Source organism: Terriglobia bacterium (assembly GCA_036496425.1).
GTDB lineage: Bacteria > Acidobacteriota > Terriglobia > 20CM-2-55-15 > 20CM-2-55-15 > 20CM-2-55-15.
In genome coordinates, this window is the sequence record DASXLG010000171.1 from 1 (window position 1) to 11,907 (window position 11,907).

Annotated in this window: 9 protein-coding genes; 7 read left to right on the forward strand and 2 right to left on the reverse strand. The window is 58.8% G+C overall.

Annotated elements, in window-relative coordinates; translation table 11 throughout:
* The first annotated feature begins 128 nt into the window (after positions 1 to 128).
* The 5 genes from VGK48_11850 (at position 129) to VGK48_11870 (ending at position 7,464) form a co-directional block, all read left to right on the forward strand.
* A complete protein-coding gene (locus tag VGK48_11850) occupies positions 129 to 1,988 on the forward strand; it encodes a M61 family peptidase (GenBank protein ID HEY2381862.1) in 1,860 nt (619 codons plus the stop codon).
* A 16-nt stretch (positions 1,989 to 2,004) separates the two neighbouring features.
* Positions 2,005 to 3,375: a lipase maturation factor family protein gene (locus VGK48_11855; protein HEY2381863.1), complete on the forward strand. Its 1,371-nt coding sequence runs from the start codon at positions 2,005 to 2,007 to the stop codon at positions 3,373 to 3,375.
* A 137-nt stretch (positions 3,376 to 3,512) separates the two neighbouring features.
* Complete coding sequence (locus tag VGK48_11860) at positions 3,513 to 4,829, forward strand: MFS transporter (protein HEY2381864.1); 1,317 nt, start codon at positions 3,513 to 3,515, stop codon at positions 4,827 to 4,829.
* Positions 4,826 to 6,007: an amidohydrolase family protein gene (locus VGK48_11865; GenBank protein HEY2381865.1), complete on the forward strand. Its 1,182-nt coding sequence runs from the start codon at positions 4,826 to 4,828 to the stop codon at positions 6,005 to 6,007. The genes VGK48_11860 and VGK48_11865 overlap by 4 nt, the downstream gene beginning before the upstream one ends.
* A 74-nt stretch (positions 6,008 to 6,081) precedes the next feature.
* Positions 6,082 to 7,464, forward strand: coding sequence for a hypothetical protein (locus tag VGK48_11870; GenBank protein HEY2381866.1), 1,383 nt, complete (start codon positions 6,082 to 6,084; stop codon positions 7,462 to 7,464).
* 50 nt (positions 7,465 to 7,514) lie between these two features.
* Here VGK48_11870 and VGK48_11875 read toward each other — a convergent pair whose 3' ends face one another.
* Positions 7,515 to 8,135: an arylesterase gene (locus VGK48_11875; GenBank protein HEY2381867.1), complete on the reverse strand. Its 621-nt coding sequence runs from the start codon at positions 8,133 to 8,135 to the stop codon at positions 7,515 to 7,517.
* 13 nt (positions 8,136 to 8,148) lie between these two features.
* On the opposite strand from VGK48_11875, the gene VGK48_11880 reads away from it, so the two are divergent.
* Together VGK48_11880 and VGK48_11885 are read left to right on the forward strand one after the other, a co-directional pair.
* The gene (locus VGK48_11880) at positions 8,149 to 8,811 is read left to right on the forward strand and encodes an ABC transporter ATP-binding protein (protein ID HEY2381868.1); all 663 of its coding nucleotides are present in this window, start codon (positions 8,149 to 8,151) and stop codon (positions 8,809 to 8,811) included.
* Positions 8,804 to 11,314 carry an FtsX-like permease family protein gene (locus VGK48_11885; GenBank protein ID HEY2381869.1) on the forward strand — a complete coding sequence of 837 codons (2,511 nt, stop codon included), beginning with the start codon at positions 8,804 to 8,806 and terminating at the stop codon, positions 11,312 to 11,314. The genes VGK48_11880 and VGK48_11885 overlap by 8 nt, the downstream gene beginning before the upstream one ends.
* Before the next feature lie 90 nt (positions 11,315 to 11,404).
* Here the strand turns inward: VGK48_11885 and VGK48_11890 are convergent.
* A partial coding sequence (locus VGK48_11890; GenBank protein ID HEY2381870.1) for a hypothetical protein occupies positions 11,405 to 11,907 on the reverse strand: 503 nt, incomplete at its 5' end.

Genomic DNA, 11,907 nt, shown 5'->3' on the forward strand with positions numbered 1-11,907 from the left:
CGGCTCTCCCCCTGTATCAGGGGGAGAGTGGCTTTACTGTCCCCCTTACAAAGGGGGACAGCCGCGAAAGCGGCAGGGGGTCGCTCACACACCATGTTGAAATCGACTTACTCTGAGAAGCCGAGAACATGAAAAAAACTCTCTTTGCGCTTTTAGTGGCTGTTCTTTTGTTTCCTCTCGCTGGATCCGCCCAGCCGATTCAATTGCGCGTCGATGCGAGCGATGCTCCGCGCAGGATCTACCATGCCGAACTGACGATACCGGCTGCCCCCGGCCCCCTCAATCTCTTCTATCCGAAATGGATTCCCGGCGAGCATGCGCCCGACGGCCCGATAACCGATCTTGTCGGCCTGACCATATCGGCGCAGGGACAAACGCTGCAGTGGAAACGCGACTCCGTGGAGTTGTTCTCATTTCACCTGACCGTTCCACCCGGGGCAAATTCCGTCGACGTCAAGCTCGATTTCGTTGCCACACCCGACGCGAGCGGCTTCAGCGCTGCCGCATCGTCCACTTCGGAATTGGCGATCTTGAGCTGGAATCAACTGCTGCTCTACCCGCAGGGCAAGGCCAGCGACGCTGTTCAAGTTTCGGCGCAACTCGAGGTGCCGGCGGGCTGGAAATTCGGAACCGCGCTGCCGGTAAGCAGCGTTAACGGCAACAGCATCGAATTCAAAACCGTCTCGTTGACAACTCTGGTGGATTCTCCGGTGCTCACGGGACAACACTTCCGTGAAATCGATTTGAGTCCTGGAGCCTTGCCGCCGCACTACCTCGACATCGCCGCGGACAGCGACGACGACCTGGACGCTTCATCCGATGTCATCGATAAATTCAGAAAACTCGTAAAAGAAGCGCGGGCGCTCTTCGGCGCGACGCACTACAACAGCTACCATTTTCTGCTCTCGCTCAGCGATCAGATTGCTCATTTCGGGCTCGAGCACCATGAGTCCAGCGACGATCGGGCACGAGAGAATTATCTGACCGATGATAATTCCCTGCTCGCCGGCGCGACGCTCCTCTCCCACGAGTATGTCCATTCGTGGAACGGCAAATACCGGCGGCCCGAAGGCCTTGCCACGCGGGATTACGAGCAGCCGATGAAAACCGACATGCTGTGGGCCTATGAAGGCCTGACCGAATATCTGGGCTGGGTGCTCGCCGCGCGAAGCGGTCTGATCTCACCGGAACTGAACCGGCAATTTCTCGCAATCAGCGCCGCGGAACTGGACAATGAGGCCGGCCGGAACTGGCGATCGCTGTTGGACACGGCTGTCTCCGCACAGTTGCTTTACGACGCGCGTCCGGATTGGGAGTCGCTGCGGCGAAGCGTGGACTTCTATGAAGAGGGCGCGCTCATCTGGCTCGAAGCCGACACCATCATCCGCACCGAGACCCGTGGCCGGAAATCCCTTGACGATTTCTGCCGCACATTTGAGGGCGCGCCCAGCGGACCGCCGCAGGTGAAGCCCTACACACTCGACAGCCTGGTCGAATCGTTGAACAGTATTGCTCCCTACGATTGGAAGACATTCTTTCAGTCGCGCATCGAAAAGGTCGGCGGCGGCGCTCCGCTCGGCGGGATCGTGGCGGGAGGATACCAACTTATATATAAGGATCAGCTGTCGGACGCCCAGATCGCCGCCGAACACAGTCATGGGTATACGGATGTCGCTTACTCGATCGGCCTGAAACTGGGCTCCGAAGGAACGGTGGTCGATAGCTTACCCGACAAGCCGGCTGCAAAAGCCGGCATCGCTCCCGGATTTCGCATCACTGCCGTCAATGGCCGGCGATATTCTGCCGACGTGTTACGCACCGAGATCCGGAATGCGAGGAATACCGGAACACTCGATCTCGCCGCCGCAAACGGGAGATCCATCGCCACGTATAGACTGAACTACCGCGAGGGAGAGAAATACCCCAACCTGGAACGTAATGACCAAACGCCCCTCCTGGATGATATTCTTCGGCCCTTGACCAAATAACCCAACGGGCGGGAAAATGCGTTCCACTCTTCTACGGGGCCTCGCGCTGATCTATCTCATCGCGTTTGCCTCCCTGCTGCCACAAGTCCACGGACTGATCGGCTCGCATGGGATTTTGCCCGCGCACGATTACCTCGAGTCTCTTCACGCTGATTATGGCCGCGGCGCGTACACGCTTTTTCCGACGCTGGCCTGGCTCAACACGAGCGACGCCTTCCTCACCGGGATGCTCTGGGCCGGAATCGCGCTTTCCGTGATGCTGTTTCTTCGAATCCTTCCGCTTCCGGCAACGATCGGTTTGTTCGTGTTGTATTTATCTATCGACACCATTGGCCAGGTCTTTTATTCGTTCCAATGGGACGCTTTGCTTCTCGAAGCCGGGTTTGCCGCGATATTGATCGCACCATGGGGTTGGTGGCCGTCGTATTCGACGCCCATTCCGCGTGTTGCCCTGTGGGTCTTCCGTTTCCTGGCATTCCGGCTGATGTTCGAATCCGGCGCCGTCAAGCTGTTGAGCGGCGATCCGACGTGGCGCAATCTTACCGCGCTGACGTATCACTACTGGACTCAACCGCTGCCGACGCCCCTGGCGTGGTATGCCAATCTTCTTCCGGTATTTCTTCAGAAGGTTTCAGTCATTGGTGTGTTCCTTGTCGAACTGATTGCGCCGTTTCTCTTCTTTGCCGGGAAGCGGCTGCGAACCATTGCGGCGCTGATGGCGATCGCCTTGCAGCTGCTGATCGCGCTCACCGGGAACTACACGTTCTTCAACCTTCTGACAATTGTTTTATGCCTTTCGCTATTTACCGTAAAGACTGCGGACCGGACTCCTGTGCTGGTGTCGGCGATCGGTCTGGGCTTGATTGTCATGGGCGCGCTGCAGTTGATCACGATGACCGGAATTGTGCCGGGACTTCCGCAACCTCTCGCGTGGGTGAATTTTCACGCCGAGACATACCACGTCATGAGCAGCTACGGCTTGTTCGCCGTGATGACGACCACGAGGCCGGAGATCATCGTCGAAGGCAGCGACGATGGGCAGCAGTGGAAGGCATACGAATTCAGAGACAAACCCGGCGATGTGAACCGGCATCTGCCATGGGTCGCACCTTATCAACCTCGCCTCGACTGGCAGATGTGGTTTGCTGCGCTTTCGAACTATCAGCAGAATCCCTGGTTTTCACAATTGTTGGTAAGGCTGCTGGAGGGCGAGCCCGCGGTTATCGGGCTCCTGGCCAATAATCCGTTCCCGGATAGACCGCCGCGGCTGATTCGAGCAGTCACCTACGATTATCACTTCACGGATTGGGCCACGCGGCGCCGGACCGGCGCGATCTGGACGCGCACGGCTGTGGGCAATTACTTTCCCGCGGTCTCTCTGCGGTAGAGATCATCGATTTCGACATGGTGTGTGAGCGACCCCCTGCCCGGCTTGCGCCGGGCTGTCCCCCTGTATCAGGCGGACAGTAAAGCCACTCTCCCCCGGATACACACCGTTTTGAAATCTGGCATAGAATCTCGGCCATGCGGGAAGCCTCAACCATCGGACCAGCCGGTTTCACAACCGTGGGCGGCCGCCTGAAGGCGATCTTCGTCGGATCGATCGGAAATCTTGTCGAATGGTACGACTTCTACGCCTACACCGCCTTTGCGCTGTACTTCGCGAATTCCTTCTTTCCCGGGCGCAATCCGGTCATCCAGCAGTTGAATGCCGCCATTCTGTTCGCCATCGGCTTCGTGATGCGGCCGATCGGCGGATGGCTGTTCGGACATCTTGCGGACAACTATGGCCGCCGCAAGGCGCTGATGCTTTCGGTATTGCTGATGTGTTTCGGTTCGCTGATGATCGCGGCGACGCCCACCTCTGCATCGATCGGAACCGCCGCGCCATTCATCCTCGGGCTGGCGCGGGTCATTCAGGGTCTGAGTCTCGGCGGAGAGTACGGCGCGAGCGCGACATATCTTGCCGAGATCGCGGGCGAGAAACATCGCGGCTTCTACGTCAGCTTTCACTACGTGACGTTGATCGGCGGGCAACTGTTCGCGATTCTCATCCTGCTGGTGCTTCAGCAGGTCTTTCTCACGCCGGAGCAGATGCGCGCGTGGGGCTGGCGGATCCCTTTCCTCGTTGGAGCACTACTGGCCCTCACGGCTTTGACGATGCGCAGCAATCTGCCTGAAACGGACGCATTCATCGAAACTAAAAAGCGTTCCAGGCGGGAGAGCTCCATTCGAACGCTCCTCCGATATCCCAGGCAGGCCCTGATTGTCGTCGGACTGACGGCCGGGGGAACAACTGCGTTTTACACCTACACGACGTATATGCAGAAGTTTCTCAAGCTCTCCGTCGGCCTGAGCGACAACCGGACGACGATCGTCAGCGCCGGGTCGCTTATTTTCGCGCTTTGTCTGCAGCCGATCTATGGAGCCCTGTCCGACCGCGTCGGACGCAGACCTTTACTGATCTGGTTCGGGCTGCTTGGAACAATCTTTACCATTCCGCTTCTCCGCGCGCTGCAAGCCGCCAGAACGGGGTTGGGTGCGTTCGTTCTGATCGCGCTGGCGTGGCTGATCGTCGCCGGTTATACCTCGATCAATGCCGTCGTGAAGGCGGAATTATTTCCTACTGCGGTTCGCGCCACCGGCGTGGGCTTGCCGTATGCGATCACAACATCGATTTTCGGCGGCCCGGCCGAATCGATCGCGCTCTGGTTCAAATCGATCGGACATGAGGTCTGGTTTTCGTATTACCTGACTTGCGTTATCGCAATTGCGCTTATCGTTTCGCTTATAATGCGCGACACCAAAAGATATTCAGCGATCGGAGGATCGGCAGAATGAAAAAGCTCGTTGCGCTCGCATCACTGGCAGTTCTTTGCATGTTCGGTAATGCAGGAAAGCTTCCCGCTCAGGATCTCGTGCTCACGAACGCCCGCATCATCGTCGGCAATGGCACGGTGATCGATCGGGGTTCGATCGTCATTCGAGGCGGACGCCTTGCATCCGTCGCCGCGGGGGCACCCGGCGTTTCCGGTATGCAGAGCATCGATGTGCACGGCATGACCGCGATGCCCGGGTTCATCGACGCTCACCGCCATGTCAACACCGGCCCAAACGAGAAGCAGCAGATGCAGGAACTCCTCGATGCCGGATACACGACGATTCTTTCGGGTGGCGGCCCGGCCGAGGGAAACATCACGCTAAGGGATCACATCGATAAGGGCGTTATCAAAGGACCAAGAATCATTCCCTCGGGCCGATTGGATCTGGCGAACAACACTCCCGAAAAGGCGCGCGCGGAAGTGGACCGGCTGGCGGGACTCGGAGTGAAGTTTATCGGCGAGATGTCGCTGACTCCGAAGCCGGGCCCGACGGCGAAAGAACTCGAAAACCTGCGGGCGATCGTCGATGAGAGCAAGAAGGTCAATGTCTGGGTTCAGATTCACGCAGTCAGTCCCCAGGCGATGATGGCGGCGGTGGACGCCGGTGTTCCAAAGCTCGTTCACACGCCGCACTTCGGCTGGCTTTCTGAAGAAGATGCGAAACGAGTCGCCGCAGCCAAAGTGAAACAGTTGTCGACGATCGGTTTCGGCGTACCCGTCTTCGGCGTCTTCGCCAACGACAACAAGCCGAGATTCCGCGACGGCAAGCCATGGCCGGAATCGATCCTCGCCGGTGAAGGCCGCGGCCAGGAAGCGGGCTACAAGATTGTCAATTCGCGCACATCGTGGGATGCCGGCGTGGTTTACGGGTACGGCACCGACACGGGCTATCTGCCGAAAGCCGGGCTCGAGCACGAACTGAAGTCGTTGAATGTCATGTTCTCGATGCCGGACATCATCAAGTTGATGGGACCGAACACCGCTTCATACATCGAGATGAGTGATCAGCTTGGCACGCTCGAACAGGGGAAGCTCGCCGATATCGTCGTGGTCGACGGCAATCCGCTTGACGGCTATTGGAACATGCTCAACACGAAACTCACCATCAAAGGCGGAGTGATCGTTTCCGAACACTAAGCGCAGGCTCCAAAGATGAATCCGGCCTACAATGTCAGGCAAGGAACCATGCTGACCGTAACGCGGGAGGTTTTATGAGAAATGCACGATCACCCTTCGTGCTGCTGATTTTTGGATTGGCGCTCTCCTCTGTTCCGCCGGCGCGCGCACAACAGAACAAGGACTTCACAGGAGTCTGGCAGGCTGCAATCGTCACTTACCCGCCGTGGACTTTCGACCTGAAGCAAACCGGCGCCACACTGACGGGACGTGTGTGGCAGAACGGAGCGGCCCTGGCGATCGGAAAGATCATGAACGGCACCGTGAACGGAGATACGTTGACGTTCAAGATCGTTGCCCAGCAGGCAGGCAACGCCATCACCTTTACGGGAAAAAGGAACGGCGACACGATTGATTTCACCCGCACTCCGGAAAATGCGGGAGCCGGCGGCGACGGATTGTACGGTGGTGCGAATGCGCCAAGCCGCCTTACGGCGAAGCTGCAACCGCCGGGATCGGTTGCTTTGCCGCCGCCAGGCGCGCTCGCGGCAACGCCCCAGCCGATCACAGCCAATTTCAATCTGAAGCCGATTTATCCAAAACTGGAGATTGGACCAGGAGGTAAATGGCAGGTGATGGGGGTGCCGAACGCTCCCTGGACTCTCGAATTCACCGTCGATGGAACAGCGCTTCACGGAACCATCCGGCAGACGGGCCCCCAGAGCGAGCCCCTCAGCATTGCCGCTGGAAAAGCTGACGGAAATTCGATCTCCTTCAAAGTGCTGAGTCCCGATGGGGAACGCACCATTCTGTTCCGCGGCCGGCTGAATGGCGATGAAATCGCATTCACGCGCGAAATCACCGTGCTGACTGCGGGCACGCGCGGAGGCAATGATTTATACGGCGGAGCCGCTCCACTGGCGTTCACCGCAAATCGCCTGTCGCGCACTCTCAGCTACAAAGGGATGCTGGTGGACATCACGGAAATCCAGTCCTCACCCGATCGTGACGCGATCATCGAATCCGTCCGCCGTCAGATCGATATCGTGGATGAGGCCGTCGTGAAACCCGAGCAAAAGGCGTTCATCAAATCGGTTCCGGTATCGCTCAACCATCTGGTTTCAGGCACCGGCAACGGGATCTATACGAACGCCGCGCGGGGGGTTCAGCTGCCAACAGAGGTCATCGACAAGGAAAAGCCGGTCCTGCTCCATGAACTGTTGCACGCGTATCAGGACCAGAAGATGGCGGATGGATTCAGGAATGCCGAGATTCTGAAGCTCTATCAGCAGGCCCATGACGACGGGAAATTTCCAGCAAACGCATCCATGCTGTCCGGGCCGGTCGAGTACTTCGCGATGATAGGTGCAATCTACCTTCATGGCTCCGCGGCGCGGGATTCTTTCACGCCCGACACCATAAAGGACAAGCAGCCGGACTGCTACAAGTGGCTCGAGCAGGAGTTCGGACCGAGGTAATCTCGGCTTTGCTCACACGCCATGTTGAATTCGAACGTTGGGCAAAGCCATCATTTTTTGAGCAGGGGTTGCAGCGTCTTCATGACGATGTCCGTCACGAGGACATATCCTGCGGCATTCGGGTGGATGAAATCTTCGAGCGTGTATTTGGGATTGCCCGCGACACCTTCGAGGAAGAACGGAATCAGCGGCAGGTTGTATTTCTTTGCCAGATCGCGGAAGACATCCTCGAAGGTCTTCACGTAGGCTGCCGTGTAATTCTTCGGCAGCGTCATCCCTGCAAGAATCACCTTGGCTCCGGCCGCCTGGAACTCCTTGATCATCTCTTCCAGATTGGCCTGCATCTGAGCCGTTGGAAGGCCGCGCAGTCCGTCATTGGCGCCAAGCTCCAGGATGACGATCGAAGGCTTGGCCGCCAACGCATACCGCATGCGTGCGCGGCCGCCGGCGCTGGTGTCGCCGCTGATGCCCAGGCCGACCACGTGATATTTGTATCCCAGTCTGTCGAGCTTTTCCTGGAGCCGGTCCGGATATCCGGAACCGCGCTGAACGCCGTAACCGGCGGTCAGGCTGTCGCCGAACGCGAGAATCACGGGCCGGGAATCCTGTGGTGAGGGCCGTTGAGCTGCCGTCAAAAACATCATCATCGAAATCAGCGATGCCGTTTTCATCTAGAATCGAATCATGATCGGTGTCCGAAATTTGGTCAAGACCATCCGGAACGGCGCGAATGAGGTTCAAATCATTCGCGACATCAGCTTTGACGTGGCTCCCAGGGAATTCGTCGCCATCATGGGACCTTCAGGCAGCGGCAAGAGCACGCTGCTGGGATTGATTGCGGGCCTGGACGCGCCGACTTCGGGGAGCATCGTCATCGATGGTCAGGAAATCACGCGGCTCCGCGAGGATGAGCTTGCGCAACTGCGCGGAAAAAAGCTCGGCTTCGTATTTCAGTCGTATCACCTCATTCCAACGCTGACCGCCGTTGAAAACGTTCTCCTCCCGATGGACTTCAACGGCATTACGAACGGCGCGAGTAAGCGCGCCGACTATCTGATGGACAGTGTCGGACTGACGGCGCGGCGGAACCATTATCCGGCACAGCTTTCGGGCGGCGAGCAGCAGCGCGTGGCGCTGGCCCGGGCCTTCATGATGAAGCCGGCGGTTCTGCTCGCCGATGAACCTACCGGCAATCTGGATACTCAGAATGGACAGCACGTGCTGGAACTGCTCGTCCGGCTGAACAAGCAGGAAGGCACGACGCTGGTGCTGGTCACACATGACGAGATGCTCGCGTCGCATGCGGGCCGGCGGATCATGTTGAGGGACGGCAGGATTCATGTTTAAGATCGCGTGGCGGGAGACGCGGGCGGCTCCAGGAAAATTCTTATTCGTCGTATTGTCGGTCGCCCTGGGCGCCGCTGCGCTGACGGCTGTCGCCGGTTTCAATGAATCCGTGCGATACACGCTTCTGCGCGAAGCGCGGTCCCTGATGGCCGGCGATATTTCATTGCGGATGCCGGTCGAGCCGTCGGCGAAGGAGAAGAGTTTTATCGACGAACTCGGGTCGAGGGGCATCCAGACGACGCGAGTCACCGAAACCGTGTCGATGGCGTCCGCAGGCCAGGGCCCGCCGACGCTCATCTCGGTCAAAGGCGCGGATCTCTCGCGCTATCCTTTTTATGGCCAGCTCACGCTGGACCCGCCTTCCGCTCATCTCGACGAACAATCCGTCGCGGTTTCCGATGACCTGCTGCTGCGCCTCAAACTTCATCCCGGCGATGACCTGACAGTCGGAAACTCGAAATATAAGATCGCAGCCCGCATCACCAAAGAACCTGATCGGATGACGACGGGATTTACGCTCGGGCCCCGCGTTCTGTTTACCCGGGAAGGCCTGACGAAGGCAGGCATCATCATTCCAGGCAGCCGGATCACCGAGCGCGTTCTATTGAAGCTTCCTGCCGGTCAGGACCTGGCGCAAATCCGGCAGCAACTCAGCGACACGTTCGGACGGCGGGCGCGGATCACAGATTACACGGAAACCAATCCGCAGCTGACGCGATCGATGGATCGTGCCACGCGGTTCCTTTCTCTGGTCAGCCTGATTGCGCTGATTGTGGCCGGCCTCGGCGTTGGCGCCACGATGCAGAGTCATCTGCGCCAGAAGATGACGAATATCGCGTTCATGAAGTGCATCGGCGGCCGCGCCGGCCAGGTGATCCGGATCTATGTTGCCCAGGCCCTGATGATCGGGCTTGCCGGAAGTGTGGCCGGTGCGCTGATCGGTGCTTTTGCGCAGGCGGCGTTCGCCAGGATGGTCACGCACTATTTCGATATCGCCGTGATTTTGATCTGGCCATGGAGCGCCATGTTGAAAGGCGTTGCGGCGGGAATCGCGACTTCAATTCTGTTCGCACTCCCGGCGCTCCTGTCGATCGCCGAAGTGAAGCCCGCTCTCATTCTCCGCAGGGAGGTTTCGAGCGAGGTACCACCGCGGCGCAACTTCCGGAGCATTATTGCCGCGGCGGCAATCATCGCGGGACTCTGGGCGATCGCAGTATGGGTGGCGTCGTCGGTCAAATACGCATCGGTGTTCGGGGCAGTCCTGCTTGGAAGCCTTCTTGTACTCGGCCTCATGAGCACGCTGCTGTTGCGGCTTATCCGGCGCGCCGCCGCACATCCGTCCTTGCAGCGTTCGGCGGCATTGCGTCATGGCCTTGCGAATCTCTACCGGCCGGGAGCCCACGCGGCTGCGATTCTGGCCAGCCTCGGAATCGGCGTGATGTTTACGGTATGCGTTTATTTTCTGCAGCATTCTTTGTTGGAAGAAGTAAAGCTGACCGCTCCGCCCGACACGCCGAACTTATTCCTCATCAACATTACGGATGATGAGCGGAACGACCTGACGCAATTGCTCGCGTCCGAAAGCGGCGTTCTCGACCGGCAACCGCTGTCGCCTTCCGTCTCAGCACAAATTGCCACGATTGACGGCGTTCCGCTGGAACAAATCCCACTGGAAGAAGGAGCGCGGCGCTTTCTGAACACGCAGTTTGTCCTGACCTGGTCACGCGAAATACCTCCGGCAACGCAGATTCTCGACGGAGCGTGGTGGCCGGCGCAGCCCCAGGAACCGATGGTGTCGGTGCAGGAAGCGGCGGCGATGGCGCTGGGGTTGAAAGTGGGAAGCGTGGTGGAATGGACCGCCGAAGGCGGCGACATCCGGGCCAGAGTGGCCAACATCCGGAAAACGGACGCCGTCCGCATCGGCGCCAACAACCAGTTCATCCTGTCACCGGGAACGCTCGACAATTTTTCGGCGGTCTACTATGGCGCGCTGCGCGCGCGGCCAGAAGATATTGCGCGAATTCAGGGGCACATTTTCGAGAAGTTCCCGACCGTGACGGTGGTCAACGCGGCGGATATCCTGGACATCCTTCAAGACGTGATGGATCGCGTCAGCCTGGCTGTCCGTTTCGTTTCCGCGTTCGCTATCTTCGGCGGCCTGGTGGTGCTCGCCTCGAGCGTCGCCGGCACGCGATACCGGAGAATGCGCGAAGTCGCCATCCTTCGAACGATCGGCGCAACGCGGTCCACTCTGGTAAAGATGTTCTGCGCGGAATTCGCGGTGATCGGATCGGTGGCGGGCCTCATCGGAGGCGCGTTGGCGGGCATTGCTTCGTCGATCCTGATCCGCGAGCTGCTCGACACGCCTTACGGATTCTCCTGGCTTCCCGTGATCGCCGCCGGAGCCATCACGACCGTCCTGACCATCCTGACGGGCTGGCTTGCCAGCCTCGGCATCCTCGATCGCAAGCCCTTGGATATCCTTCGCCAGATCGAGTCGTAGAAAAAGCGAAGAAACCACAAGAAGCACAAAAGGTACAAGAAAGATCAAACTCTCTTGTGCCCTTTGTGCTTCTTGTGGTTTCTTCCCCTTTTATCGTCGTTCCAGCGCTTGAATCCACCGTTTGGCCGCTTCCCGGACCTGGGTTAACGCCCGTTCGCCTTCCGGGGTGACGGTGAACTGCCGGTTTTTCTCCGTGAGGAGGCCGCGCCACACCAATCGATGTAGCGTGAAGCGCACGGCGACGGTCTGGACCTGCTGTCCTGCAAACTCGTCCGCCAGCCTGGCGACTCGCTCGGCGTCGCCTTCGCCGCGAAGCAGGAACGCTGCGGCGAGTACCAGCGGTTCGAGTTTGCCGGGCCAGTTCTCGCCGGTGACGCCGGTCATCTCGCGCTTCCCATGGATCCGGGTCGTCAGTTCATCGAGTTCCTTTTTCAGCTGCGCCGTCGTCCGCACCTCGGCTGCCAGCCGTGCTTTTATCGAAGGCTTCGGTAAATGCCGCTTCAGCAGGTCATCGACATCGATCTCTTTCTTTTTCATGAGGCGTCCTCCATCATTAATTGCTTCAGTTTTTTGCGAGCGCGCGACAGCTTCGA

Coding starts and splice junctions, on each gene's coding strand:
- VGK48_11850 (HEY2381862.1), top strand. CDS start 129: ATGAAAAAAACTCTCTTTGCGCTTTTAGTGGCTGTTCTTTTGTTTCCT.
- VGK48_11855 (HEY2381863.1), top strand. CDS start 2,005: ATGCGTTCCACTCTTCTACGGGGCCTCGCGCTGATCTATCTCATCGCG.
- VGK48_11860 (HEY2381864.1), top strand. CDS start 3,513: ATGCGGGAAGCCTCAACCATCGGACCAGCCGGTTTCACAACCGTGGGC.
- VGK48_11865 (HEY2381865.1), top strand. CDS start 4,826: ATGAAAAAGCTCGTTGCGCTCGCATCACTGGCAGTTCTTTGCATGTTC.
- VGK48_11870 (HEY2381866.1), top strand. CDS start 6,082: ATGAGAAATGCACGATCACCCTTCGTGCTGCTGATTTTTGGATTGGCG.
- VGK48_11875 (HEY2381867.1), bottom strand. CDS start 8,135: ATGAAAACGGCATCGCTGATTTCGATGATGATGTTTTTGACGGCAGCT.
- VGK48_11880 (HEY2381868.1), top strand. CDS start 8,149: ATGATCGGTGTCCGAAATTTGGTCAAGACCATCCGGAACGGCGCGAAT.
- VGK48_11885 (HEY2381869.1), top strand. CDS start 8,804: ATGTTTAAGATCGCGTGGCGGGAGACGCGGGCGGCTCCAGGAAAATTC.